The following is a 26551-nucleotide window of genomic DNA, read 5'->3' as shown; positions in this document are numbered from 1 at the left end:
GAAAATGCACTAATCAAGACTCGATGAGATTTCACATTGCTTAGTTGATCACTTTTTTTAATATGTCGTTCATTACCTAAGGGTGTTTATCCGATAATTTTTCACTCAGTCACTTGACTTTAAAGACGACTGGTCGTATTTTTTATGCTATGGCAAATCTAAAAGAATTTAAAAGAGAACAAATCCTCAATCAGGGTATTCAACTGATGATGATGCACGGTTATCATGGCACCGGGGTCAAGCTGCTGCTGGATACTGTGAATGTGCCCAAAGGTTCTTTTTATAGTTATTTTGAGAGTAAAGAGAATTTTACGGCAGAAGCGATCACGCATTATATTGAGCCGTTTATAACTCGGTTACAGTCTTACCTGAACAATTCTGAGCTTGATGGCTTAGCCGCGATCAAAACTTATTTTGAGTCTTTGACCCAAGAGCTGGAAAACTCCGATTTCAAAGGTGGTTGTTTACTGGGTGATTTGATGGGGGAGATCGGTGGTGTCAGTGATGTTTGTCGTCAGGCCTTAAAAACAGCGATTAACCAATATTGCACATTATTGGAACAAGGGCTGTTATCAGCACAGCAACAAGGAATTGTGCGTACCGATATTTCGCCTGCAACGATGGCAAGGTTACTTTTCGATGCCTGGCAGGGCGCATTACTGCATATGAAAATTGAACAATCCATTATCCCTTTGCAACGCTTTACTGCAGAACTTCTGGATAACTACATCACTAATTAATCACGCAAAGCCAAAAGGCTTTTTTTTAGGCTCGAATAAAAGACGACCGGTCGCTTTTAAAAGGAGATTAACAATGAAAAAGTTTGTAATAGAAAGAGAGATTGCGGGTGCAGGTAACTTGACACAAGCAGAGTTTGACCAGATTACCGAGACATCCTGCTGTGTATTAAAAGATATGGGCCCACGAATCGAGTGGGTTGAGAGCTATGTAACCGACGATAAAATTTACTGTATTTATCGTGCACCCGATGCCGATACGATTAGAGAACATGCCGAAAAGGGTGGTTTTCCCACTAATAGTATCTCTGAGGTCAAACAAATGCTGAAGCCAACACTTTAAGTGTTTTAACGCCTGATAACGAAGGAGGGTGACGATGCCTTACCTAACTAAAAATTCTGTCAAATTTTTAATGAAATGCTGCTTATTGATGGCGAGTGTGACGGCTCAAATATCACATGCTGATAATGGTTATGTGGTGAATGAGGTGTCAGAAGGCATTTTTTTCCATGAAGGCGTACATGAAGATGCCAATGAGGAAAATCAAGGCAAAATTGCCAATGTCGGTTTTATTATAGGTAATGATTGCATTGCAGTAATCGACACCGGTGGCAGTTATCTCGAAGGAAAATCATTACTTGCATCCATCAGAAAACAAAGTGATTTACCGATTTGCTATGTCATCAACACGCATGTCCATCCTGATCATATTCTGGGCAATGCGGCATTTAAAGAACCCCAAACCACTTTTGTCGGCAGTGCCAAATTACCCGCCGCAATGGCCGCAAGGAGTAGCTTCTATGAAACCAGGTTCAAGGAAATTCTGGGTGATGCATACGGCAATGCTGAATTTATTGCACCTACCCGCTTAGTCAGTATAGGCGAGCCACAAAATATCGATTTAGGCGACCGAAAATTGACACTTATGGCTTTCCCCACAGCCCATACCGATAACGATTTGGTGGTGCTCGACAACAATACCAAAACTATGTGGACTGGAGATTTGCTTTTTGTTGAGCGTATTCCCGCACTGGATGGAAGTATTAATGGCTGGCTGGATGCAATAGAGCAATTAAAGGATATGGATATTGCCACTGTAATCCCTGGACACGGCCCGGTCCTCCATCAAGACTGGAAAGCAGCGCTTGAAAAGGAAAAGAATTACTTCATTCTGATTCGGCAACAAGTTCGGGAGATTATCAATGATATGGGCACCATCAATCAGGCAACTGAAAATGTTGGCGTGAGTGAAGAAAATAAGTGGCTGTTGTTTGAGGAATATCACAAACGTAATGTCACATCTGCATTTACCGAGTTGGAATGGGAGTAAGGGGAATTAACATGTTTAACAATATCTTACGTCACACACTTTGGGCAGTATCTATTAGTTTTATGCTATTAAACACCGCGTACGCTAAAACAGAAAAAGAACCGATGTGGCCTGTTCTAAAAGAGATATATTTTGATAATAAAACAATTTTAACCGATGCCGATGACTGGCTGGTTTTAGAAGCTCCATCACGTGCTGAAGATGCTGCCATCGTGCCGCTGACGCTTAAATCACTCAAACCTCAGACAGCGGAAAGTTATATTAAAAATATCCACATCATAATTGATGACAATCCAGATCCTTATTCCGCCAATTTTCATCTAACTCCAGCTATGGAACAGGTGGATTTGACGTTTCGCATGCGCTTTCAGCAATATTCGAATGTCCGGGCTATTGTTGAAATGAATGACGGTACGTTACATATGGTATCGCGTTTTGTGAAAGCGTCAGGTGGCTGTAGTGCACCGGTGCAGAAAGATCCAGAGGCTGTAAAATCACGTCTGGGTAAAATGCTGATCAGGATGCGTAAGCCCGAATTAGGTAATGATGTTACGGCCCAGGTAATGATAAGTCATCCAAACTATAATGGCTTGCAGTTCGACCAGGAAACCAGACGTTATATTCCTGCTCATTATGTAAAAACAATGTCGGTAAATTATGCTGATCAGCCTTTATTCAATGTTGATATGGGCATTTCTTTCAGTGAAGATCCCAGTGTGCATTTCACCTTCAAACCAACTAAATCAGGCGTTTTGAAAGCGACCGTTATTGACAGTAAAGAGACGACTTACACTGCTGACAAAACTATCTGAATCAAAGCCCGATACGGGTAGGGTCCAATATCCATTTTAATTATTAAAAGATTCAGCGATCTACTCCAGGATATCGGGAGTAGGTCGTTTTGTTTTAATGGTTGCAGCTGATAGGGTGGCTTATTTGAATAACGTACAGTCATAGGTTTAAATGGCAGGCAAAATAAACAATTCGCTATAAAATTATTTTAATTACAGGAAATTATCGTGCTGATTGGCAACTCCATCTATTTAGATTATCAAGCTACAACGCCTTTGGAACCTGAAGTTCGTGAAGCGATGGCGATTTATAGTGATGATCTGTTTGCCAATCCACATTCAGCACATTTTCTTGGGCGCCAGTCTGCTGAGGCTGCCGAAATGGCCAGATCCACAGTTGAGTCGTGTATAAATGCATCCGCAGAAGAGATTATTTTCACTTCGGGGGCTACCGAATCAAATAATCAGGTGATTGCAAGCGTCCTGTTTGCCAATACTACAAAGCGTAACAAGATACTAATCAGTTCAATTGAACATAAATGTATTAAAAATGCGGCGTATTTTTTTGCCCATAAACTTGGCTATCAGGTAAGCGAAATTCCGGTTGATTCAAGCGGGTTAGTGGATATTGATGTATATCAATCCATGCTCAATGATCAGGTCTTGTTTGTTTCAATGATGGCGGTCAATAATGAAATTGGTGTGATTCAGCCCATCCAGAAACTTGCTGAATTAGCCCATAACGTTGGTGCAATTTTTCACTGTGATGCGGCACAAGCGCCTGAAGCCATTGATATTGATGTCAAACAATGGAATGTCGACATGCTGAGTTTATCGGCACACAAAGTATACGGCCCGAAAGGTATTGGGGCGCTTTATATCAAAAATTCGCTGCAAGCATCACTGCCACCGTTTATACATGGTGGCGGTCAGCAGTTCGGTCAACGTTCAGGTACGCTGCCTACCGGCTTATCAGTGGGGTTTGCCAAAGCGATGGAATTAAGCAGGGAAGGGGCAGAGCACAACAGAACCTGGCTGTCTTCCATGAAACAACGGTTTCTGGCTGGTCTCAGAAACAATGATATTGATTTCACTATTAATGGCACAACGGATAACACCCACCCAGGTTGCCTGAATATCAGGTTTGCAAATGTTGATGCCACAAATTTATTGGCAGGGATGCAACCCGAAATCTGTGCTTCCACGGGTTCAGCCTGTAATAGCGAATATCCCCAAGCATCGCATGTTTTGTCTGCCATAGGTCTTACAGAAGCAGAAGCTACCTCATCACTCAGATTCAGTTTCGGCCGTTACAACGATGCAGCACAAATTGATCGCGCTATAGAAATTATTCACCAGCAACTTACACAAGCGTATTCATAGGCTTTGATTAGTCATTCAGAAAACTACATAAAACATCTGAGAAAATCTGAATTTAGTGTTTAACGGCTTAAGTGATAATTCAGAATTGAAAATCTTAAATTGTATCGCTAAGGCTTAATAATATGTAATGTTGGATTGCGAACAGAGTGAATAGATTCCCAAGAATAAAATCTTATTAACATTCTCTTAGGAATTTACGATATGAAAGCACTCTGCTGGCACGGCAAGGAGGACGTCCGGGTTGATACCGTTGACGATCCCGTTTTGCAGGATCCCCATGACGCGATTATCAGGGTTACGGCTACCGCGATCTGTGGGTCCGACCTTCATCTGTATGGCGCGCTCGTGCCAACGCTCGAAAAAGGCGACATCCTCGGCCATGAGTTTATGGGCGAAGTCGTTGAAATCGGTTCGGCGGTGACAAGATTGAAAGTCGGAGACCGGGTAGTGGTTCCTTTCACAATAGCATGTGGGGAATGCTTTTTCTGCAAAAAACAGATGTACTCTCTCTGCGATAACTCCAATCCCAAGTCGCATTTGGCTGAAGCGCAGATGGGACATGCAACCTGCGGAATGTTCGGCTACAGCCACATGACCGGCGGGTTTTCTGGAGGCCAGGCAGAACTGGTGCGAGTGCCTCACGCGGATGTCGGTCCAATCAAAGTGCCGGACGGTCTACCGGATGAAAAAGTATTGTTCTTGTCCGACATATTTCCGACCGGTTACATGGCCGCTGAGAATGCGAATATTGTAAAAGGAGATACCGTCGCAATCTGGGGCTGCGGTCCAGTCGGCCAGTTTGCGATCCGCAGTGCTTGGATGCTTGGTGCTGCAAGAGTTATCGCCATCGATCACATTCCCGAACGCCTCGCGATGGCGAAGTCGTTTGGCGGCGCAGAAATCATCGACAGCTTCGATCCAGATGAAGTGTACGAACGATTGATGGAAATGACCGGTGGTCGTGGCCCGGACGGCTGCATTGATGCGGTTGGAGCGGAAGCACATGGACATGGTGCTGTAAATTCGATAATGGACACGGCGAAGGACCTGGCCCACGTCAAAGGGGTTCCAAATCCATATGTGCTGCAACAAATCGCCAAGTGCTGTAGGAAGGGCGGTTCGCTATCGATACCGGGGGTGTATGTCGGATTCGTGAATATGTTTCCGATGGGCGCAGTGATGAACAAAGGGCTCACTATCAAGACTGGGCAGACCCACATGCAACGTTACCTAGAGCCATTATTAAAGCATGTAGAAGAGGGTGGGATCGATCTTTCACAGATTATTACCCACCGTTTAGCACTTGCCGATGCGCCTCGCGGCTATGAATTATTTCAGAAACATGAGGAAGGTTGTATCAAGGTCGTTCTGACCCCTTGACTGCCAAGCTATCTGCTAAATTGGTGCTTCATTTTCATAAGCAGTTTCTGCCGATTTAAATTACTGTATCGTATTGAATGAACTAGCTCTCAAGCCATTTAATTAGGGAAAATATGTCACGTTTTTCTCTATTCAAATCAAAATTTCGAATAATAAAGTCCCTTTAGGGACTTTATCCTATAAATGGCTGGAATGAGTCCTGTAAGCGACTTATCTGGGCTGACCCCATTCCCGAAAGGAGACATACTCATGCGGAAAGGTACTGCACTAGTCGTTGGCGCCACCGGGATAACCGGCGGTAATCTGGCTTCATATTTGGTTGCCAGCGGATGGACGGTATTTGGTCTTTCACGGCACGCGACTGAACAGAGCGGCGTGATTCCGGTAACTGCAGATCTGCTGGATGATTCGGCTACCCGAGAGGCATTAGCCGGTCTGCCGATCACTCATGTTTTCTACTGCACATGGATACGTCGCGATAATGAGAAGGCTAACATTGAGGCCAACAGTGGCATGATGCGTAATCTTTTCTCAGCGCTTGAAGATGCCGACCTACAACACGCATCACTAGTAACCGGGACCAAACAATATCTCGGTTCATTCGAAGCATATGGTAGCGGTCGCACTGAGACACCGTTTCGCGAATCCGAACCACGAGTCCCCGGCGACAACTTTTACTATGCGCTTGAAGATGTGTTGTTCGAAACCGCCCGGCGTCAAGGCTTTTCCTGGAATGTGCATCGTCCACACACAGTGATCGGCTACGCCCGAGGTAACGCTATGAACATGGGGACAACGCTTGCAGTCTATGCCACGATCTGCAGGGCAAAAGACAAACCATTCGTATTTCCAGGTTCGCAAATTCAGTGGAATGCGCTAACCGATATGACCGATGCATTAGTTCTGGCACGCCAGATGGAGTGGACCGCAACAACTCCAGGCGCAGCAAATCAGGCTTTTAATACGGTTAACGGCGATGTTTTTCGCTGGAGACGCATGTGGCGTGAAATCGGCGAGTATTTTGGTCTTGAAGTCGCGGATTGCCCTGAAACACCGCAGCCATTGGAAAATCAGATGGGCGAAGCAGATGTGACCTGGCGTGAAATTGCTAAAAAGCATGATTTGGTTGAGTCGGACATTAGCAAACTGGCTTCCTGGTGGCATACCGATGCAGACCTGGGGCGGGATCAAGAGTGCGTCAACGATACGACTAAGACACGCGATTTCGGTTTCGATCATTTCCGCGAAACAAAAGCTGCTTTTTTTGACCTGTTTGATCGTTTACGTGCTGAAAAGATTATTCCATGATTTCAATGGTAGGTAGCAACCTGGTGACTATATAATTTTGTAATGTGAAAAAAGATTCCATTTAGACAATCTGAATATCTGGAGTCAATGAATTACAAGCCGTGCAGAATTTAAAATCTTGTGGGGTTTGTTGTCATTCTCAGTAAAAGCATGTCCACTTGCACCGACTTAATCTATTGATTTAATTAAATACATATTTTTTATGGTAGTAAATATCAGTCTGATTATTGGCTGTGAATGTCGAGCTTATGCCGAGATTTGTATTAAAAGTATGTCTTATGCTGCAACAATACAAAGGTGGTTTTTAAAAGTCATCTTTAAATTGATGTGTGATCTACTAGAGATGTGCTCATATGAATCTCTAAAAATACGGATACAACTTCCTGTCTAGGTGAAGTTTTGTAAAGTATTTCATCTTAAAATGTAAATTTAATAAGCCACTAAGGCTGATACGCCTATGCTACGGTAAATCGTAAAGTTGAATAGGAGTTTCATATGAGCAATGTTATTAATATAGAAAAAGCAGCTGAAAATTTAAAACGGCTAAGAGAAAGGCATAAGGAATTCATGCTAGAACTCAGGAAGCACCATGGACAAGAGGAAAATCCAGTTGGCTCTTTGAGATTTGATGATGATCAGCTATCCATAATAGTGTTGGGAGTTTCTCTTGATATTAAACATCGTCCCGTAGTCGTGGAAACCATGATGCCCGAGCTTATTGAATATGTAGTATTTACCGAGCATGAAAGCGAGCATGTCGTTGTTTTTAAATTCTACCTTCATCTGAATTCCTGTCTGAGCAGAAATCCGGACTCAGAGTCGAAGCTTTGTGATTATGACAACCATAAAATAGAAAAGATCTTGGTTTATGAGGTTTCGGAACAACTTCTTAAATCTCCTATTTTTAGGATTGAAAACAAATCAAAGTCTGACCCATTATCTGAAAAGAAGGATAGTGCTCAAAGTGAAATGCAATGACCCAAGCAAATTTTCTATTCTCGGCCCGTCATCGTGGCTCGCATTTGCAAAAAGTTAGAAATAGTTATTGAGTTGCGATTACAAGCTTTAATGTTGTTTTGGCATGGGAAATATATTCCTTCTAAAGGACTATTTTGTCTGCATTGTTAAAAAAGACTTATTTCGAGGCTCGGTATCGCTGAGCTGATTCGTCGTTTTGGTTATTCACCAATTTTATTCCCTAAAGATAGTAAATCATTACCTTATAAAATAATCGAACTAGAATTGACATCACATAATGTTAATGTCTTTGCTTTTAATGGATCAATGCGACCCGTGCATGAGATAAAGAGGGGCGCAATCAAGATCGCCTCATCTATTGGTTTTTGTTTACTTCCCATATCGATTGCCAGTAGGCCACATCACACATATTGTCAATGTTGGGAAATAATTGAAATTACAAGCATTTTATCCAAAGTGCTAATGGTTATCGGTGAGGAAATAGTTATCACTAGTAATCTGCAACATAGAGATATTTTCCTGAGGTAGGATTATGTTGCCCATTCAATAGTGTTGATCGACAGGAACAGATAGAAAACGTACTGCAATCATATTGTTGATTACGACAATCTATGAGAGTAACTATGGGGTATAACTATTATTAGTGGGCATATTTGTATTTTTTGAAAAATGACCATCAGCAATTGGATTAATGGTGGATGGAGGAACCCACTATGAAATTACATAACTATAAATTCATACTGGCTGCGGCTCTGACAATCCTCATAATTGGTGGCGTTGTTACGCTGCTTGTACTAATGTCGCCAGAGCTTCTCAAGATAGCTTCTGGGGGCTTACCAGCTATGAATGACGGAAATAGATCATGGTCTTTGAGTTTGATGGGGTATTTTAAAGGGCTCTGTTTCTGGTCAATATTTATAGGTTTGGCTGTTTGGCTATTCAACCAAATTTATTATCATCTTTGATGGCCTACTAAGAAACCATTCTCACTGAATCAAGGGAATAAGTCATGCATCGGTACGTACCCATGGATCGTTTGCAGGGCATATTAAGTAACAATCAAGGTTTATCAAAGGCAGAGGCGGCGCTTCGGATCAAGAAATACGGGCCTAATGACATAATCGACACATCGGCTTCGCCATTACTGATAGCACTGCAAGACACACTACGTGATCCGATGCTTTGGTTTCTGGTAGCAACTTCAATTCTATTCTTGTCATTGGGCGAATTTGTCGAATCTTTCGTACTCTTTGCAGCAATAATCCCCTTGATTGGAATGGATTTTTACTTACATCGAAGAACACAAACCTCCACTCAAGGCCTCAAAAATCGACTAGCTGCAACTGCACATGTGATACGTGATGGCTCCAGTATGCAGATAACAACGGCTGAGATCGTACCCGGCGATCTCGTTTTGTTAACAGCTGGAGACTATATTCCTGCGGATGGGGTTCTACTAAGCGCTGAAGTTTCACAATTTGATGAATCAGTAATTACCGGCGAATCGTTTCCTTTACGCAAGCAGTCCATACCAAGATTAGATCCAGAAACGACGCAAAATTCGGTAGATTCAGTTCATTGGGTCTATGCTGGAACCAGGCTACTGACAGGAAGCGCCAAAGTACGTGTTATTTTTACTGGCTGCGAAACACTTTATGGCGAAATTGTCAGGTCGGTAGTACAAAGCCGTAATGAAAGGACCCAGCTACAGAAAGCCATAGCCCATCTTGTAGGCATATTGATTATTGCCGCGACACTTCTTTGCCTTCTTCTTGCTCTGGTAAGACTATATCAAGGCTTTGGTTACCTGGATGCGCTTATGAGTGCACTGGTTTTAGCAGTGGCAGCACTCCCTGAGGAGTTCCCCGTTGTTTTTACTTTTTATCTTGGAGTGGGTATTTATCGCTTGGCTCAACGTGGCGCGCTAGTACGGCGTGCTGTAGCGGTGGAGAATATTGGACGCATCACCTATATTTGCTCAGACAAGACCGGTACGCTAACAGAAGGCAAGCTCAAACTTGTTCACTGTTTCCCGGCTAAAGAGGCCAGTGAAACAGACCTGCTCAAAACTGCTGCAGGTGCGTCACGAAGTGAAACCCATGACCCACTGGATTTTGAGATATTACAGCGCAGTCCGTCCGAGCAAGATTATGGCTCCGCTATGGCTACCTTTCCCTTCACGGAGGATCGCAAACGAGAAACCGCCATCTACAAATGGGATAGCGAAACTCTAAAAGTATGCGTAAAAGGTGCCCCTGAGACGATTCTCAAGATGTGTACTCTCAGCGAACAGGAGCTTGCAGATTGGAATAATCAGGTTAGTGAACTTGCCATGACTGGACATAAGGTCATTGGTTGTGCAAGCCTGATTATGAGTTTGTCATCCTGGCACGATGCTGAGCCTGAAATAAATTATGAATTTGCCGGCTTGTTGGCTTTTGAAGACCCAGTTCGCAAAGGCGTTTCTGATGCCATCCAAGAATGCTTACACAGTCATATTCATGTATTGATGATTACAGGAGATCACCAACTAACAGCCAGAGCCGTTGCCAACGAAATTGGCTTAGGGGGAGGGAAGCCACTTACTATTATCAATGCTGATGAACTGAAAAATATTTTGAAATCTCATCCTGAGCAGCTCAAAGACATTGACGTTGTCGCTCGCGCAGTACCATCGGAGAAGCTTGAGATCGTGACAATGCTCAAGTCGATGGGAGAGACAGTGGCTGTCACCGGTGATGGGGTTAATGATGTTCCTGCACTTCAAGCTGCAGACATTGGCATCGCCATGGGAGAGCGAGGAACTCGAAGTGCTCGTGAGTCGGCGTCAGTAGTTCTGCTGGATGACAATTTTCGAACTATCATCCATGCAATTCTCGCTGGTCGTCAACTGTTCAAAAATCTTCAGCTCAGTTTTGCTTACCTCCTAATCATTCATATCCCATTGGTTATAACAGCAGCAATCATTCCGCTTTTCGGTTTCCCTCTTCTCTATTTACCTTTACACATAGTCTGGTTAGAGCTGATTATTCATCCAACTGCCTTGTTGGTATTTCAGGAAATGCCCCTTGGGAAAAAACTGTCCGAGACTCATCGTGTTGAAAATGAAACATTCTTTGCTAAAAGGCACTGGGTCACTATTTTCAGTGCTGGTCTAGTTACGACATTGATGCTATTTGTTGCCTATTTATTCAGCCTTGGGAGTAATAATGACGTCAACCATGCGAGAGCAATGGCAATGGTCATGCTCATAGCTACTAGCGTTGCAGTAACAATCACTTTGAGTGAATTGTCCAGCATGGCTTCAAAAATTATTGTTGCAACAACAATATTCGTCAGCATAGTGATAGTACAAATACCATCAGTCTCAGCGGTATTTCACATGTCACCTCTGCATATAACTGATTTGTTGATTTGTATTTCTGCAGCTGTATTTATATCGCTGATAGTGTGGCGAGGAAAGTTCAATAGAGGATAGTTGTTGAGCAAGTGATAATAATTTCAATTATCTATATTTTTCGGCAGAGGAGTTACACACATTTAATCATCAAGGACACACTTAAAACGAGAAAAGCTGTATGACGATATTAAGAATCTGAGAACATCTAAATTTCTTGACTAACCAAATTACCAACCATGCAGAATTTAAAATCTTGTGGGGTTTGTATCGTGAAAACGCTCAGATTTTAAATTTTGAACGATCTTAGAAAACCAATCTTTTGTCATAACACATATTATCTGAAGTTAACTCGAAACTGTTTTTTTGAGCATGGATTATCTCGAATTATTGTCATTTCATAAGTTCGTATAATGTATATTATGTTAAATTTAATATCGATTAACAAGTTCAATAACGAATGTGAGTACTTAGCAACTTAATTTCGGTAACCCTATCCGTTTTGGCTTACCTCGTACATTTTCAGACCAAAAAGCGATGTTTCTATGTTGGTCCTAACCTAAATTAAGCACCATCCAAACAATTCTGTAGTGAGTGTGAAACTTAATATTGCTTTACACTGACTCTCTTATTAGTTGGTTTATAAAATAATGAGGAAATTAATATGAGCTGGAGAGAAACTGAAAACGAGAAAACCTATTCCGATGCTGAAGTCGAACAACGGCTCAAGGCTGAGTTACCTAACTGGTATCTCGAGAATGGCTGGATCCGCCGTAAATATAAAACCAGCGGTTGGAAATCCACTTTAATGGTCGTTAATACAGTCGGACACTTGGCAGAAGCCGCCTTCCACCACCCTGACCTCACTGTTTCCTATGCTTTCGTTATCGTTAAGCTCACCAATCATGCTGCCAAAGGCATTACTGATAAAGATTTTGAGCTAGCGAGAAAAATCGAAGAAGTCGTTATGTGGCAGCCAGGCCTGATTGAAGGTGGTGCTCTTGTTGGTACGCCCGATGATGCCCGTTTTAAATATATTAAATACGATTAATTATGGAACTGGAAATCAACCCTGCATTAAATGTTCTTGGTGAACCGTTACAAAGTTGCAGTCATGATCCGCTCACTGGCTTTTTTCGCGATGGATGTTGTAATACCAATGATCAGGATTTTGGCTCACATACGGTTTGTGTTGAAGTAACTCAGGCGTTTCTTGAGTTTTCAAGGTTTCGTGGCAATGATTTAAGCACCCCTGTTTCGGATTTTGATTTTCCCGGGTTAAAGCCAGGTAATCGGTGGTGTCTGTGTGCTCAGCGCTGGCTGGAGGCAGAACAACATGATGTAGCGCCCAAAGTCGTGCTTGCCAGTACTCATCAGCGGGCAACAGAGATTGTTCCATTAGCCTTATTAAAGAAATATGCGTTAGATTTGATGTGAGATTTACACTTTTAGTGATTGATTTAACATGACTAAATGGCAGCTTTAACTTGTCGTTGTACAAAGAAATCTTCGACCTGATTGATATCCTGTGTGATCGGCATGGCGGGCAAACTCCGCATAAACACTTTGCCGTATGGTTTATTTAACAGCCGTGGATCACACAGGATCAACACCCCATGATCCTGTTCATCACGAATTAATCGACCTATTCCCTGCTTTAACTGAATGACTGCAGAAGGGATCTGAATACTTCGAAACGGATTACCGCCCCGCTCCCGCAGGTTATTGATGCGTGCTTCCAATACCGGATCGCCAGGTGAGGCAAATGGAATTTTATCGATTAATACACAAGATAAAGCTTCACCGCGAACATCTACACCTTCCCAGAAACTGTTGGTGCCGAGTAATACGGCATTACCATGCTGTCGAAACTCCTCCAATAAAGTGGCTTTCGCTCCACTCCCCTGCACCATCAATGGATAATCCAGATCGGCCAGTAATTCTGCTACTTCATGCATTGCCCGATAACTGGTAAACAATAAGAAGATGCGACCCTGACTGTGCAAAATAACTTCTTTAGCAATATCAGCAACATATTGATTGTATTGCCGATTTGATGGTTCAACTGGAATATTGGGTAAATACAAAAGACTTTGTTTTGCGTAGTCAAACGGGCTTTCCCAACTGGCATATTCAGCGTTTTCTATGCCCAGATGCTGACAGAAGTGATTAAACTTGCCGGCAACGGTTAAGGTTGCTGAGGTGAAAACCCATGCTGCCGGTTTTTCTTCCAGCCATTGTTGAAAATGCTGACTAATTTCAAACGGGGTGGCATGTAAAACAAATCCGGTTGGTCGATTATCTAGCCACAGCACCAGGTTATCGTCATTTTGCTCAGAGAATAACTGAATAATATTGACTAACTCTTTAGCTCGAACATGGCATTGGGATAGGCCTGGGCTCTGTACCGCCAGTGGTTCAAGCTCTGATTCAAACACTTCAAGATAATCCACTAACTCATTGAAGTTATTTTTAATTTCGTCATTGAATAATTGCGTTAACCAGGGTGTACGTTGTTCGACATTGCCAATATGCAGTCGTAATGATTGTAGTTTGGCTTGCAGTTTTTCTGCATGTAATCCCAGAGTCTTGCTGTCGGCTGCGTGTTCCTGAACTTCCTGCACGGTATCACGACATAATTCAACGATTTGATTACTGCTGATTCGATTACCAAGAAACTGGCCTGCAATCGCTGGGAGCTGATGTGCTTCATCGATTATAAAAGCATCGGCGGTGGGTAATACTTCACCCTGCCCTGCAGATTTCAAAGCAAAATCCGACATAAGCAAGTGATGATTAATCACCACAATATCAGCTTCCTGTGCCCGTCGACGGGCTTCCACAATAAAACACTGCTGATATTCAGGACATTGCTGTCCCAGACAGTTATCTACAGTTGAGGTTACTCTGGGCCATAGGTGTGATTGGTTTTCCAGCAAATCTGATTCACTTAAATCGCCATTTTTGGAGCTTTGTGACCAATCACGTAATGACCTTAATGTGTCACTTTGTGAAAGTAATAACGGATCCTGCTCGGCAAGAGTCAGTCGATGATGACATAGATAATTACCACGGCCTTTGAGGATAGCCGCCTGAAACGGTACGGCCAACGCTTTACGCAATGTGGGTAAGTCACGTCTAAATAATTGATCCTGAAGATTTTTGGTGCCGGTGGAAATAAAGACTTTTTGACCCGATAAAATGGCCGGTGCCAGATAAGCGAAGGTTTTACCGGTTCCAGTTCCGGCTTCAGCGACTAAAACTGTAGCAGAGGCCAGAGTATCGGCAATACGCTGAGCCATTTCCTGTTGTGCCTGACGCGGATGATATCCCTTGATTTGCCTGGCCAGAATGCCGCCATCAGCAAAAATCTGTTGTAAATCATCCTGCATAACAACGTCCGTACGACTCCATTAACCAGCCTAGGTAAATCACGTAGCCTGATTATCCCAAATTTCAGGTTCTGCACCATTTTCAGCCGTCCAGATCCGTTCACCGATAATTTTGAATTGGGCGATAGACATGGCGCCGCGTTTTTTACGATTACTCTCACGATCATTCAGTGCTTCCTGAATAACCTGCTTGGAAGCATAAAATATTTCTACCGGCTGATATTCATCATCAAACAATACCAGTAACACCCCATCCCATTCCTGGGCGGGGTTCAATTGACCAATTCGTGGGGTGGATTTACTGGTATCAAAAATGGCGCGACCTTTAATCACCAATTTTTGATCGGCTAATGCGCCACTTTTACCTACGGCGTCATAACTGGAATTTAAATTATCCAGTAACTGCAGATCCAAAGATTTTGCGGCATCAAAACGGGCAATTTCCCCAGTAACTGGCAAAGTGCTGCCAGTTGCCTGACGATAACGTGCGGCCAGTTGTCGCGTTTCATGCATTAATGTATCGATGGAATATAAATCCATTTGTCTCTCTGACCGCCTTTATTCACATTCAAGCATTATACATGGCAAAAAAAAACGGTCTGCCTGCTTTCGCAGACAAACCGTAAATTTTGTCGAGGCTGTGAATAACCTACATACCTACGACCGTCATTTTTGCAAAAAATTCAATTAAGATTTTTTCGCATCCAGTTCTTTCTGATAATACTTATGAACCAGCTTATCCTGATTTTCCAACAGGTAATCGATGCTTGGTTCATGATTCATCGCTTTCTCGATAGCACGCGTTGTAGCACGACGATGTACATCAAATAACGCTTCATGATCCAGGTTTTCAACCGTGGTGATGCCAGGGTTTAACCAGACAGAAACGATGATGCCTAAATCATTGGCTTTTTCTTTAGGGATAGTACCGTTACGAACAGCATCCAAAACACCATTGGCAATTGCACCTTGAACCGTACCCATCAGAATATTGGTGTAGGCGGTATTTTTAACAGTCACTTTACTGACCATAATTGTTGCAGGACGAACCTGAACATCGGTATTCATCAGCGCTAATACGCGCGAGTGACCTTTAACCTGATCACCCATTAAATTGGCAAATGCGGTTCCTACTGGTCCATCCAGTTCGCCGATAACGACTTCTGGTTCCGCGGCAGTTAATGGTGGACCATCAGCGATCAGTGCTTCACCTGTTCGCATCACAATTCTTTCACTCATAAGCTATAGCTCCTTTAATTAGTGAGAGGGTTAGATAGAACAGTTCATTATCCGTGTCTGAACCTGATGTCGCAACCTTATAACCCTTTATGAGTACATAGATGCAGAGTAAACTGCACTGATTTGAGCATGGATTCAGCATGGCCGATATTGCAACACCTTATGAACGCATTGGCGGTGAACCTGCCGTTCGCAAACTTTGTCATACCTTCTACAAAATTATGTGTGAGACGCCGCAAACCGAAGTAATCCGTGGCTTACATCCGCAAAACATTCAAATCAGTGAAGATAAACTCTTTATGTTTTTGAGCGGATGGCTCGGCGGCCCCTCACTCTATATAGAAAAATATGGACACCCACGATTAAGAGCCAGACATCTTCCCTTTTCAATCGGTATTGAAGAGCGCGATCAATGGTTGTATTGCATGGCTCAAGCCCTGAAAACCATGGATCTGGATCCATTATTTGCTGAACAGTTAATGAGTTCTTTTGCCCAGACCGCAGATTTTATGCGTAATCGACAGGAAACGGAGTAAACATGCATATTGGCGCGGTCATAATTGGCGATGAAATTCTCAGCGGTAAACGTCAGGACAAGCATTTCAATCAATTGCAAATCATGCTGGCCAAACGCGGTCTTGAACTAAGCTGGACCTTGATTGTTGGGGATGATCCACAACAACTTGAACGAGCTTTGCGTTACAGCATGAGCAGTGACGATCTGGTGTTCAGTTTCGGTGGCATCGGCGCAACACCCGATGACAGAACGCGCCAGACTGTTGCGAAAATTGCCGATGTGCCATTAATCCCTCACCCCGAAGCAACTGCTGAAATCGAAGCGCGGTTTGGCGAGGATGCTTACCCCAATCGTATATTGATGGGCTACCTTCCAGAAGGCTCGAGAATAATCCCCAATACAATCAATCGTATACCAGGTTTTTCTTATGCAAACCATCACTTCACTCCGGGCTTTCCAGAGATGGCCTGGCCGATGGTCGAATGGGTTCTGGATAACCTGTATGCGCATTTAAAAAACCAGCGCCCAGCAACAGAGCAGACTATTTTTGTTCAACGTGGACGTGAGTCGGATTTGTTACCGGTAATGAATCAGATTGTTAACGATTATCCACTTCTGAAATTATCCAGTCTGCCTCATCTGGGTGATCCCCCCCATATCGAATTCAGTCTGCGCGGCGATTTGGATCAGGTTGAACAAGCCATGCAATTGATTAAACAGGCGGTGGATCAAGCGGGTTTTGTCTGGTCCGATCAGTTAATCCAGTAAAACCACAGCGGTAAACTCGCCATGCAGAGCACGGTCGTTAATGTTACCGCTGCCGCGTAAAGCGATGTATCCAAGCCGTAGCGTTCACAGATCACAATACCAAAGACCATCGTCGGCATGGCAGCCGATAAAATCACCGTGGTCATAATATCGGTCGGCAAATTCAGAACCTGAGTCACCAGCCAAACACCCGCTGGCGCCATAAATAAGGTAATTGCTGCAACCGGTAATAATAGTGGTAACAGGTTCAATCGCAGACTCTGCCAGCGAATGCTCATGCCCAGTGCTATCAACATTAATGGCACCACGCCACCTGATAGCGTTTGCAACGCAGAGTGAATAAAATCAGGACGTTCCACATTGAGCAGATTTAATAGCACTGCGATGGTCACTGCCCATAATGGTGGTATTTTTATCAGGCTTTTTAATGGATGTGAGGACTGATCGTGGCTGCCATAATATCCCGCCATTAACATGCCCACCGTCATCAGTATGGGGGTACAAGCAAATAAATCGTATTGCAAAATAATGGCATTTGACCAGCTGCCAAGCACTTGATCCAATACTGGCAAGCCAAGATAGGTGACGTTGGGAAAAGTTGCCGCCAGGATCAACGCACCTTTTTGAGCATTGGTGACCGGTATCACTTTTAATACCAGCCATATAGACAAGGCTGCTGTCGCCAGACCACTCATTGCCAACAACGATATCTTCATTGAAGTGATATCAAGCGGCGCTTGCCAGATCACATCAATCACCATGGCTGGCAACAGAATATAAAAAACCAGATCGGTCAGAGCCCGGCGATGTGCCAGCGCCGGAATATGCCTGGGAGCCAAGGCCTGCCAAAGCGCACCACAGGCAATTAACACGGCCATTTGCGCCAAAACCATAAACATCGGAAGACTACCTTGAATAGAGGACGGTTGATCGTATCAACCGGTCACTGAAAACAAAAGCCAAAAGTGTATTGTTTTGCCCAATAACACTGGATTTAGCTTGCCTGACGGCAGTTGCACAGGTAATGTTAGCCCGATTACTGGATGATGTTGTAAAACAGCTGTCTCATGCTGACTCCAGCCTGATGATACCTTTAATAATGAGGTTGTTTCTTATGTCTTTATCAAAACAATTACTTATCTTGCTAACACTGATTTTTCTGATTGTGTTCTCAGTAAATTTTGTCATGAGCATGGACAATATCCGTAGTTATCTGCAGGGCGAATCGGAAGTGCATGTACAGGACACGGCAACCTCACTCGGTTTATCACTCAGTCCCCATATGGCTGATGAAACTGATCCGATTTTGCGAACCATGATGAACGCCATTTTTGATACCGGTTATTACAAGGAAATGCGTTTATTGGATGTGGATGGCAATGAATTAATTCGGCTGACCAATCCCGATGAAGTTCATGGTGTACCCAGCTGGCTTCCCCGGTTTTTTCCCATCGAAACTGCCACCGCTGTCAGTGAAATAAGTACCGGCTGGAATATTGCTGGCACCCTGCAAGTCACCAGTAATCCCGGTTATGGTTACCTCAAGCTATACGAACAATTTAAATCCACACTCAAATTTTCATCGTTCATTCTGTTAGGTGCGATTTTGCTGTTGTTGGTGGTACTGAGAATGACCTTACGTCCGTTAAAAGCCATAACAGAACAGGCAAACGATATTTCTGCTGGGAAATTTACCGTTATTGAAAATTTACCCTGGACCAGAGAAGTACGGTCAGTCGCCAAATCCATGAACAGTATGTCAACCAAAATTGGCAAAACCATTCATCACCTGAATTTGCGACTTGATAAGCTCAATGACAATTTGAATCGTGATCCACTTACAAATTTATTAAATCAGCAAACGTTCAAAGTCGATATAAAACAGGCACTCTCCATTGGCGAATTCGGCCATGTTATCTACATCAAATTCGATGACTTGAGTGCAGTGGTGAAAAATCAGGGTAAAAATGCAGTAGATGCACTGCTGAAGGATTTTGCCAGCCAGTTGCAACAACTACCATTTGCCAATCTGCGCAGTTATCGCTGGTACGGATCAGAATTTGCTGTTTTGACAACCGATAGCAATATTCAAGACATAACCCGGATTGCCGAACAGATTCAGGTTCTGGCCAACGAACTGGGGCAACAATATGAGCATAGCGACTTACTACATATGGGGATTGTTTCTTATGAACGTAGCAGTGAAGTTGAGCGACTCATGCCAGCATTGATTGAGGCCTATGAGCAAGCACGTTTGATTGAAGCCAATGCCTTTTACATCAAGGAAAACACCTTAAGTTCAATGTCTGAAATGAGCTGGAAAGCTACTATTGAACAGGTAATTAATACAGATTCGGCAATGATTACCTTTACCAACCAGGCTTACAATTACAGTGACACCGCAAAACCCCATCTGGTAATGCGTGAAGCCTTTACCGAAGTTCGTGATGCAAATGGTGATTTACTGCCTATTGGTACCTTCTTTTCAATGGCTGAAGCTTTTGATCTGGTTGAAACACTGGATAAACACATTGTGCAAAAGGTGTTGGACTTGATGGGCGAAGAATCCAATCCGGCTCCTGTGACAATCAACCTGTCTCTGGCATCAATTGCTTCAGCAGACTTCCGCCAATGGCTTGGCAAAGCAGTCATTCAATCAGGCTTATCCCCTGCCCTGTTAGCGTTTAGTGTGACCGCTTATGCTGCGGCCAAAGATCTGGATACATTCACCAATTTCAGCATCTTTGTCAGACAGTTAGGAGCTCACAGTCTATTAAAACGTTATAGCAGCGATGTGATTCCGGTGAATCTGCTGAAAGATCTGCATATTGATTACATTCGACTGGCACGCGATCTGACCACAGATATCCGTAGTAATACCAATAAACCGGACTTGCTCGATATCATTCAGGAAATTGCCCGCTTACTGGAAGTAAGAGTATTGGCAGAAAGTGCAAAAGACGAACAAGACTTTCTCTGGTTACAACAGGCTGGCTTGTTCGGGATCAGTCGTTAATCAATGTTGCTTCGGCTAAAACCTATTGTATTGACCTTACTGCTGGTTTGGTGGCTGCCGTTTTCTGTTCCATTGCTGGCAGAATTACTGATTTCAGAAGCGTTATTGCAACGCATTGAAAATGAATACGATAGTGAGGCCAGACAACGCGTTGAAGCCTGGCAAATATTGATGCAGGAAAATCAGGATTTATCAGAGCGGGAAAAACTCGCGGTAGTAAACGATTTTTTTAACAGTAATGTCCTGTTTGTCGATGATATTTTTTTATGGAATAAAGAAGATTACTGGGCTACGCCGATTGAAATGCTGTCACTGGGAGCTGGCGATTGCGAAGACTACTCCATTGCTAAATATTTCACCCTGAAACAGCTTGGCGTTGATGAAGATAAACTGCGTATCACTTATGTTAAAGCCATTGATCTGAATCAGGCACATATGGTTTTAACTTATTTTGAAAATAAACGCGCCATTCCCCTGGTGCTGGATAACCTGATTAATGAGATACAACCGGCCAGTCGTCGTCAGGATCTGACACCTGTTTACAGTTTTAATGGCACGGGGTTATGGCTGGCCAAATCCCGTGGCGAAGGACAACGGGTGGGTGATGCCTCGCGCTTATCATTGTGGGAAGATTTAGCTGCCAGAATGCGAGCCGAAACAGTTGCGGATTGAAGACAACGTTTGTCGCTACAGTGTCCGGCCAGCAATCTGATTAATCTGTGCAATCTGTTGTTGAATTTCGATTTCCAGTTGCAAAAGTTGGTGGCGATGTTTGTCGGCTATTTCCTGACTACGTAAAAAGCTTGTTAAATCCACCCCACCCATATCAAAACTACGTTGTTGCATATCAACATATTGCTGACTGACTGCATATTGTTCTTTCAATAGCATCTGTCTCTGTTGCAACGTTTTAAGCGTATCCATCGCGGCAAGCAAGTCAGCTTCAAGCTGACGTTTCTGTTGCTGCTGGGCAATCTGTAAATCGGCTAACTGCCGGCTGGCTTGTGCAATAGCCGGTTGCTGATATTGTTCATCGTTCAGGGCAAAGCTAACACCCACGCCTATGCTGTTGTTATAGGGATCGGCATGTTCATCCCGTTCACGTTTAACGCCTACAGACAGACTGGGATGTTGAACATTGTCATAACGGGCGTTGGCGATTTCACTGCGTTGTCGGGCAATTTGTTGCTCCAGCTCAGCTAATAATGGATGGGCTTTATCTATTTCAGTCGACAACGGTAAATTTTCTTCAATCACATCCGGTAAGACCTGCTGCCCGGTCAGGTATTGGTATTGATTTAAGCTTTGTTGCAAATCCATCTTTGCCGAAGCCAATTGGGACTGCATTTCCAGATGATGACTTTTTGCCAGCAAAGCTTCTGAACTGGCTAAATCCCCCCCCTCTACCCGATTTTCAACATTGTTAAGCAAGTTCCGGGCATTGTCCCGTAATGTTTCGGCATGGCGAACTTTGGCTGCAGAAAGCATCACTAGCCAAACATGACGTCTTACCTGTGCCGAGGCATCAAGGCGAATTCGTTGTTGATAGTAAGGCAGCTCTGCGGCCAAATGACGTGACAGATTCTGCTGATGACGTTTTTCACCGGGTAGCCAAATCGGCATTTCTACTGAAGATTCCCATTCCTGCAGACCCTCACCACTACCGATTACATCATTGAAATGATTCACCGATAAACTTAAAGGCTCAGCAAATAACTTTCCAGCAAGATCTGAACGGCTTTTTGCCAGCGCATCCATGCTGGATTCAGCTTGTCTGGCAGGGTGCTGGCTGTAAACGTAATCCGTCAGTGTTTTCAGCGTGATAGGATCCGTTTCTTCAGCATTAACGGAATAACTGACTAAAATTGAGCTCAGTCCGAATAATAAACACAGCATACGCAGTTTCATGTTCTACCCCTTATTCGGTGGTTTGTGTCTTGGCATTACGAAGTTTGGCAAAATTTTCGGAAATGCTTTCGTGGAACGACAATAATGCCGGAATGACAAGTAACACTAAAATCGTGGCAAACATCAAACCAAACGAAATCGATACAGCCATTGGAATCAAAAACTGCGCCTGAGGCGATGTTTCAAATAGTAATGGTGTGAGCCCGCCGATAGTAGTTAATGAGGTTAATAATACTGCCCTTAACCGTAAAACCGAGGCTTCAATAATTGCATTTTGGGTCTCCAGGCCTTTTTCACGTAAGTTCTTGAAAAAGGTCACCAGAATAATCGCATTATTGACCACGATGCCCGACAGCCCAAAGATGCCGAATAACGACAGAATTGTCAGGTCGATATTAAGTAACCAATGGCCGACCAGCGCCCCAATCAAGCCAAATGGAATGGCTGTCATAACCACTAGCGGCCAGCCATATGATGCGAATACCCAGGCCAGAATAATATAGATTAACGCAAAGGCCAGCAGTGTGCCCTGCTTCATATCCCCAATTGTATCGGCCTGTTCTTCTGCCCTGCCCTCAAAAACCACCTGAATACCATAACGCGCCATCAAATCAGGCAGAAATTCTTGCTGTAAATCCGCCAGAATAGTGTTGTTATTGGTCACCTGGCTGTCTACAGTCGCCGTGACATGTACCGCCAGACGGGTATCGGTATGGCGCAATACATCAAACCCTCGGCGTGCATCAAAGTGCACCACTGAATCCAGCGGCACACTACCGCCATCTGGCAGGCGAATCATAAAATCGTCCAGTGAGGCCTGAGTATTTCGTTGGCTATCTGGAAACATTACCCGAACTTCAACCTCGTCATCACCATCCTGAAAAATCTGTACCAGACGTCCGTCATAAGCCGAGCGTAGTTGTCTGCCAACGTTCTCAACCGTTAACCCCAACACCTCGCCCTGCTCCTTTAGGCGATAAATCAACTGCGACTGACCATAGGGTAAATCATCCTCAATTGCACTCACACCGGGATAACGTTGTAATGCATCAATAACTTCCCTGGCAGCCGCCTTGAGGTTATCGGTGGTGCCGCCGGTGAGCCGAATATCAATATCACTGCCAGGGGGGCCTCCTCGACGTTCCGATATGGTGAAGGTTTCAATACCTGCAGGCATAACGATTTTCTCGCGCCAGGCATTAATAAATGTCTGATTACGCACATCGCGTTGGTCCGGCGAAGTCAATTCAACCTGCATTGAGGCAAAACGGTCATCCACCTGAGCATCAGACATGCCTCCGGCAGTACCCGCCGCGCCCAACTTACTGGTGGCGACATCAACCAATGGCTGATCCCATTGCTGATCAGTTTGCTGCAATGTCGCCGTGAGATGTTGCAGAAATTTATCAGCTTCGCTGCGCGGTGTTCCGGCAACAAAGCGTGCATTGGCTAATACCGTGGTGCCTTCAGGTGATGGGAAAAAGTTAAAACTGATGCGACCACCTGCCAGTAAACCAAAACTGATGATCAGTAACGCCATGGCAATACTCACCGTTAAGCCGCGATTTTTTACAGCATTGGTGACCAATGGACGGAAAAGATCATCACGCAGATAATTGAAAGCATTATCCAGGCGTGCACGTATTGCCGAAGGCTTAGCATGATGAATATTTTGAAAGCTATGGCGCAGATGGCCCGGCAGAATCAGAAAACACTCAATTAACGAGGCGATAATCACGCAAATCACCACAAAAGGAATATCGAACAGAATATTGCCAATCACACCACTGATAAGCATTAATGGAATAAACGACGAAATAGTGGTCAGCGAAGAAGATAAAATCGGTGCCAGCATACGTCTTGCACCACCTTCTGATGCTGTCAGTGATGGTTCACCACTCTGATAATGGGCAAATGCATCTTCTCCCACGACGATGGCATCATCAACAATAATCCCCAGCGACATGATCAGACCAAACAGGCTGATCATATTAATACTGCCTCCCAGTGCATATAACACAGCCAAAGCTGCCATAAACGATACCGGAATACCTACCGCTACCCAGAAAGCAACGCGCCCATGCAGGAACAGAAATAAAATGCCCAATACCAGTAATAATCCACCCAGGCCGTTTTTTAACAGCAGATTGATCCGTTCTTTAATCAGTTGCCAGCTGGCGTCATAGACTTTGAGCTCAACGCCCTCAGGCAGTGTTGCGGATTTTTCATCCAGCCACTGTTCAAGCACCCGCGCACTTTCCAGTGAATCGGCATTTTCCGTACGTTGCAATTCCAGTTCGATGGCTGGCTGCCCCTGATAAAACAGATTCATCTGTTTACGTAAGGGTCGCCTTTCAATAGTAGCCACATCTTCAAGTTTCACTAATCCATTGGCAAAATCGGACTGCAAAGCAAATTCAGCAAATGCTTGCACATCACGACCTTGATCCAGACTGCGGATCTGCCTTGTGCTTTCATCGTTGCCAATTTCACCAGCGGGTAAATCCTGACTCAGCTGGGCAATACGATCAGCAACCTCATCCAGATCCAGTCCCAATGCTTCCAATTTGGTTTTATCCAGCTGAATGGCTATTTCTTCAAGCGGTAATCCACTGATATTGATCCGCGAGATACCGCGATCCAACAGTTCATGCTCAATATCATGTGCAAGATAACGTAGGGACGCCAGGTCGCCAGTTTCACTGGTGATCAGAATGCGCGCCACACTTTCATAATTGGTGACCAGAGTGACTTCAGGTTCTTCACTATCCGTGGGTAAATTGCGGATCTGAGCAATTCGATCCTTGACCTGATCCAGTGCCTGCCCCATATCGCTTTTTTCAATAAACTCAAGGGTGACCCGTGACATACCGTAAGATGAGGTTGAGGTCATCTTTTTCACATAATCCACACTGCGAAGCTCCTGCTCTACCTGGCGGGTAATCGACTCGGCGACGTCCTCGGCACTGGCACCACGCCATTCAATGCTTACCGTAATAATATCCAGAGCAAAGGTCGGGAAAAACTGAGTATTAATACGATTTAACGACAGAACCCCGGCGAGGATCATCACCATCATCAACAGATTGGCAGCAACCCGATGTTGGGCAAAGAGACCAATAAAGTCGCGTTTCACCGTACTATTCATCTTTAATACTTACGGATAACCCATTGATGGCATTTGGTAATTGAGTAGTAATAATCTGATCACCCTGTTGCAAAGCTTCGCTTTGAATCAGCAAGCGGCTTTTGCCATCCTGATTGGAGTAATCACCGATTTTGCTGACTTGCACCGCTTCAAGCTGATTATTACGAACACGATAAACCCGATCCAAACCATATAAAGCACTGTAAGGAATGGCTACAGTATCCTGCCGAACGGGCAAATCAAGTTGGGCGCTGACAAACTGTCCTGCGGCCAAAGGTCCCGGATCACCTTGTAGGCGGAACAGGCCATCCCGTCCTGCGACATTGGCATTCACCTCACCGCTGAGGCGCTGTAATTCAAATTCATATTGCCGACCGGAAACTTCGGCAGTAGCGGTCAATTGCTGTGTTTCAAGCACTGAATAAATATCCGCCAGATAACGCTGCGGAATGGATGCACGCAATTCCAGTTGCTGCATATCATAAAGCGTCATTAAGGCATCACCCACCTGCACCCGGTCACCCTTGGCAATTTGCCGATCCGTGATTCGACCTGAAAATGGTGCTTCGATAATGGTACGACTCAAATCCAGTTCTGCGCGATCCAGTTGTGCCTGAGCCTGTTGACGGTTTGCCTGAAGTTGGGCAATTCGAATGGGATGATCCTGAATATCAAACTGCCGCTGTTTAAGCTCAAGGCTTTGTTGCGCCTGTAAAGAGATGGATTCATCCAATAAAGCCTGGGATGACAACTGGCTCTGTTGCAACTTTTCAGCACGATTCACCGCCGCTTTAGCCAGATCGACTAATTGCTGTTGCGTACCTAACAGGGCTTGATTGCGTTTAAGTTGCGACTTTTCTGCCTCGATCTGTGCATCAATCAGTGCCAGTTCGGCAGCAGCCTGTTCTACCGCCAATTGTGCTTCTCGAGGATCCAGCTCAATCAGCACATCTCCCTGTTCAACATATTCGCCATCAAACACATAAACCTCAGCGACATCTGCGGTAACAGCAGCTCGCAAATTAGCCATTTGCGGGGCTTCAAGACGACCATACAACGTTAATGTTGGTGATAATGCGGCAAAATCAATCGTCTGAGTCTCAACCAAAACACCCTTTACCGGACGATCCTGAACCGGAGCCTGAGGACGGGTACTGATCAACGTACTGAATATTACGATGGCCAATGCCACGACCAGCAAAGGGGGTAACAAACGTTTAATCAAAACCCTACTCCGTTAAATTTTCATGGGTGACTT

23 protein-coding genes are annotated in these 26551 nt (G+C 44.2%); 16 read left to right on the top strand and 7 right to left on the bottom strand.

Translation table 11 applies throughout. The annotated features are described in order from the left end of the window. The first annotated feature begins 149 nt into the window (after positions 1-149). The 12 genes from B4F66_RS03640 (at position 150) to B4F66_RS03585 (ending at position 12742) form a co-directional block, all read left to right on the top strand. Positions 150-740: a TetR/AcrR family transcriptional regulator gene (locus B4F66_RS03640; RefSeq protein WP_292356770.1), complete on the top strand. Its 591-nt coding sequence runs from the start codon at positions 150-152 to the stop codon at positions 738-740. A gap of 73 nt (positions 741-813) precedes the next feature. Next, complete coding sequence (locus B4F66_RS03635; RefSeq protein ID WP_292356771.1) at positions 814-1080, top strand: DUF4242 domain-containing protein; 267 nt, start codon at positions 814-816, stop codon at positions 1078-1080. 88 nt (positions 1081-1168) lie between these two features. After that, the gene (locus B4F66_RS03630) at positions 1169-2068 is read left to right on the top strand and encodes a quinoprotein relay system zinc metallohydrolase 2 (RefSeq protein WP_292411094.1); all 900 of its coding nucleotides are present in this window, start codon (positions 1169-1171) and stop codon (positions 2066-2068) included. A gap of 11 nt (positions 2069-2079) precedes the next feature. Continuing rightward, positions 2080-2880, top strand: a complete 801-nt coding sequence (locus B4F66_RS03625; RefSeq protein WP_292356775.1) for a quinoprotein dehydrogenase-associated SoxYZ-like carrier — start codon at positions 2080-2082, stop codon at positions 2878-2880. Positions 2881-3087: 207 nt separating this feature from the next. Beyond that, positions 3088-4242, top strand: a complete 1155-nt coding sequence (locus B4F66_RS03620; protein WP_292356777.1) for a cysteine desulfurase family protein — start codon at positions 3088-3090, stop codon at positions 4240-4242. A 201-nt stretch (positions 4243-4443) separates the two neighbouring features. Further along, on the top strand, positions 4444-5622 hold the full coding sequence (locus B4F66_RS03615) for a zinc-dependent alcohol dehydrogenase (protein ID WP_292356779.1): 1179 nt from the start codon (positions 4444-4446) through the stop codon (positions 5620-5622). Positions 5623-5871: 249 nt separating this feature from the next. Next, on the top strand, positions 5872-6930 hold the full coding sequence (locus B4F66_RS03610; protein ID WP_292356781.1) for an SDR family oxidoreductase: 1059 nt from the start codon (positions 5872-5874) through the stop codon (positions 6928-6930). Between the two features lie 495 nt (positions 6931-7425). Next, complete coding sequence (locus B4F66_RS03605) at positions 7426-7908, top strand: hypothetical protein (protein WP_292356783.1); 483 nt, start codon at positions 7426-7428, stop codon at positions 7906-7908. Positions 7909-8621: 713 nt separating this feature from the next. Beyond that, the gene (locus B4F66_RS03600; RefSeq protein WP_292356785.1) at positions 8622-8873 is read left to right on the top strand and encodes a hypothetical protein; all 252 of its coding nucleotides are present in this window, start codon (positions 8622-8624) and stop codon (positions 8871-8873) included. A 62-nt stretch (positions 8874-8935) separates the two neighbouring features. Further along, the gene (locus tag B4F66_RS03595; RefSeq protein ID WP_292356787.1) at positions 8936-11386 is read left to right on the top strand and encodes a cation-translocating P-type ATPase; all 2451 of its coding nucleotides are present in this window, start codon (positions 8936-8938) and stop codon (positions 11384-11386) included. Between the two features lie 583 nt (positions 11387-11969). Further along, positions 11970-12356 carry a 4a-hydroxytetrahydrobiopterin dehydratase gene (locus B4F66_RS03590; protein WP_292356789.1) on the top strand — a complete coding sequence of 129 codons (387 nt, stop codon included), beginning with the start codon at positions 11970-11972 and terminating at the stop codon, positions 12354-12356. 14 nt (positions 12357-12370) lie between these two features. After that, entirely contained in the window at positions 12371-12742 is a 372-nt protein-coding gene (locus tag B4F66_RS03585) for a DUF2237 family protein (protein ID WP_292357105.1), read from the top strand. Between the two features lie 32 nt (positions 12743-12774). Here the strand turns inward: B4F66_RS03585 and yoaA are convergent, their stop codons facing one another. From yoaA to fae, 3 genes are all read right to left on the bottom strand, one after another. Continuing rightward, positions 12775-14697, bottom strand: a complete 1923-nt coding sequence (gene yoaA / locus B4F66_RS03580; protein WP_292356790.1) for a DNA repair helicase YoaA — start codon at positions 14695-14697, stop codon at positions 12775-12777. Between the two features lie 39 nt (positions 14698-14736). Continuing rightward, a complete protein-coding gene (locus B4F66_RS03575; protein WP_292356792.1) occupies positions 14737-15237 on the bottom strand; it encodes a hypothetical protein in 501 nt (166 codons plus the stop codon). Between the two features lie 147 nt (positions 15238-15384). Further along, on the bottom strand, positions 15385-15936 hold the full coding sequence (gene fae / locus B4F66_RS03570) for a formaldehyde-activating enzyme (RefSeq protein WP_226074375.1): 552 nt from the start codon (positions 15934-15936) through the stop codon (positions 15385-15387). 140 nt (positions 15937-16076) lie between these two features. Here fae and B4F66_RS03565 point away from each other — a divergent pair, with 140 nt between their 5' ends. Together B4F66_RS03565 and B4F66_RS03560 are read left to right on the top strand one after the other, a co-directional pair. Next, the gene (locus tag B4F66_RS03565) at positions 16077-16472 is read left to right on the top strand and encodes a group II truncated hemoglobin (protein WP_292356795.1); all 396 of its coding nucleotides are present in this window, start codon (positions 16077-16079) and stop codon (positions 16470-16472) included. A gap of 2 nt (positions 16473-16474) precedes the next feature. Next, complete coding sequence (locus B4F66_RS03560; RefSeq protein WP_292356797.1) at positions 16475-17221, top strand: competence/damage-inducible protein A; 747 nt, start codon at positions 16475-16477, stop codon at positions 17219-17221. Here B4F66_RS03560 and B4F66_RS03555 read toward each other — a convergent pair. Further along, positions 17206-18120, bottom strand: coding sequence for an AEC family transporter (locus tag B4F66_RS03555; RefSeq protein ID WP_292356798.1), 915 nt, complete (start codon positions 18118-18120; stop codon positions 17206-17208). The genes B4F66_RS03560 and B4F66_RS03555 overlap by 16 nt on opposite strands. 215 nt (positions 18121-18335) lie before the next feature. Here B4F66_RS03555 and B4F66_RS03550 point away from each other — a divergent pair, with 215 nt between their 5' ends. Together B4F66_RS03550 and B4F66_RS03545 are read left to right on the top strand one after the other, a co-directional pair. Beyond that, entirely contained in the window at positions 18336-20237 is a 1902-nt protein-coding gene (locus tag B4F66_RS03550) for a bifunctional diguanylate cyclase/phosphodiesterase (RefSeq protein ID WP_292356800.1), read from the top strand. Between the two features lie 3 nt (positions 20238-20240). Next, positions 20241-20909 (top strand): transglutaminase-like cysteine peptidase, encoded by a 669-nt coding sequence (locus B4F66_RS03545; RefSeq protein ID WP_292356802.1) that lies wholly within the window; start codon positions 20241-20243, stop codon positions 20907-20909. A gap of 15 nt (positions 20910-20924) precedes the next feature. On the opposite strand, the gene B4F66_RS03540 is transcribed toward B4F66_RS03545, so the two are convergent. Genes B4F66_RS03540 through B4F66_RS03530 form a run of 3 tightly spaced genes read right to left on the bottom strand, consistent with a single transcriptional unit; the run spans position 20925 to position 26518 of the window. Then, positions 20925-22145, bottom strand: coding sequence for a TolC family protein (locus B4F66_RS03540; RefSeq protein WP_292356804.1), 1221 nt, complete (start codon positions 22143-22145; stop codon positions 20925-20927). Positions 22146-22155: 10 nt separating this feature from the next. Then, the gene (locus B4F66_RS03535; protein WP_292356806.1) at positions 22156-25293 is read right to left on the bottom strand and encodes an efflux RND transporter permease subunit; all 3138 of its coding nucleotides are present in this window, start codon (positions 25291-25293) and stop codon (positions 22156-22158) included. Then, positions 25286-26518 carry an efflux RND transporter periplasmic adaptor subunit gene (locus B4F66_RS03530; RefSeq protein WP_292356808.1) on the bottom strand — a complete coding sequence of 411 codons (1233 nt, stop codon included), beginning with the start codon at positions 26516-26518 and terminating at the stop codon, positions 25286-25288. The genes B4F66_RS03535 and B4F66_RS03530 overlap by 8 nt, the downstream gene beginning before the upstream one ends. Between the last annotated feature and the right edge of the window lie 33 nt (positions 26519-26551).

This window comes from Methylophaga sp. UBA3603 (assembly GCF_002375335.1).
Taxonomy (GTDB): Bacteria; Pseudomonadota; Gammaproteobacteria; order Nitrosococcales; family Methylophagaceae; genus Methylophaga.
Note: the sequence above shows the minus strand (reverse complement) of the source record. Positions and strands in the feature narration are given on the sequence as shown.

Bases quoted from the DNA above. Each gene is read 5' to 3' on its own strand.
- B4F66_RS03640 (WP_292356770.1), top strand. From the start codon at position 150: ATGGCAAATCTAAAAGAATTTAAAAGAGAACAAATCCTCAATCAGGGT.
- B4F66_RS03635 (WP_292356771.1), top strand. From the start codon at position 814: ATGAAAAAGTTTGTAATAGAAAGAGAGATTGCGGGTGCAGGTAACTTG.
- B4F66_RS03630 (WP_292411094.1), top strand. From the start codon at position 1,169: ATGGCGAGTGTGACGGCTCAAATATCACATGCTGATAATGGTTATGTG.
- B4F66_RS03625 (WP_292356775.1), top strand. From the start codon at position 2,080: ATGTTTAACAATATCTTACGTCACACACTTTGGGCAGTATCTATTAGT.
- B4F66_RS03615 (WP_292356779.1), top strand. From the start codon at position 4,444: ATGAAAGCACTCTGCTGGCACGGCAAGGAGGACGTCCGGGTTGATACC.
- B4F66_RS03610 (WP_292356781.1), top strand. From the start codon at position 5,872: ATGCGGAAAGGTACTGCACTAGTCGTTGGCGCCACCGGGATAACCGGC.
- B4F66_RS03605 (WP_292356783.1), top strand. From the start codon at position 7,426: ATGAGCAATGTTATTAATATAGAAAAAGCAGCTGAAAATTTAAAACGG.
- B4F66_RS03600 (WP_292356785.1), top strand. From the start codon at position 8,622: ATGAAATTACATAACTATAAATTCATACTGGCTGCGGCTCTGACAATC.
- B4F66_RS03595 (WP_292356787.1), top strand. From the start codon at position 8,936: ATGGATCGTTTGCAGGGCATATTAAGTAACAATCAAGGTTTATCAAAG.
- B4F66_RS03590 (WP_292356789.1), top strand. From the start codon at position 11,970: ATGAGCTGGAGAGAAACTGAAAACGAGAAAACCTATTCCGATGCTGAA.
- yoaA (WP_292356790.1), bottom strand. From the start codon at position 14,697: ATGCAGGATGATTTACAACAGATTTTTGCTGATGGCGGCATTCTGGCC.
- B4F66_RS03575 (WP_292356792.1), bottom strand. From the start codon at position 15,237: ATGGATTTATATTCCATCGATACATTAATGCATGAAACGCGACAACTG.
- fae (WP_226074375.1), bottom strand. From the start codon at position 15,936: ATGAGTGAAAGAATTGTGATGCGAACAGGTGAAGCACTGATCGCTGAT.
- B4F66_RS03565 (WP_292356795.1), top strand. From the start codon at position 16,077: ATGGCCGATATTGCAACACCTTATGAACGCATTGGCGGTGAACCTGCC.
- B4F66_RS03560 (WP_292356797.1), top strand. From the start codon at position 16,475: ATGCATATTGGCGCGGTCATAATTGGCGATGAAATTCTCAGCGGTAAA.
- B4F66_RS03555 (WP_292356798.1), bottom strand. From the start codon at position 18,120: ATGTTTATGGTTTTGGCGCAAATGGCCGTGTTAATTGCCTGTGGTGCG.
- B4F66_RS03550 (WP_292356800.1), top strand. From the start codon at position 18,336: ATGTCTTTATCAAAACAATTACTTATCTTGCTAACACTGATTTTTCTG.
- B4F66_RS03545 (WP_292356802.1), top strand. From the start codon at position 20,241: ATGTTGCTTCGGCTAAAACCTATTGTATTGACCTTACTGCTGGTTTGG.
- B4F66_RS03540 (WP_292356804.1), bottom strand. From the start codon at position 22,145: ATGAAACTGCGTATGCTGTGTTTATTATTCGGACTGAGCTCAATTTTA.
- B4F66_RS03535 (WP_292356806.1), bottom strand. From the start codon at position 25,293: ATGAATAGTACGGTGAAACGCGACTTTATTGGTCTCTTTGCCCAACAT.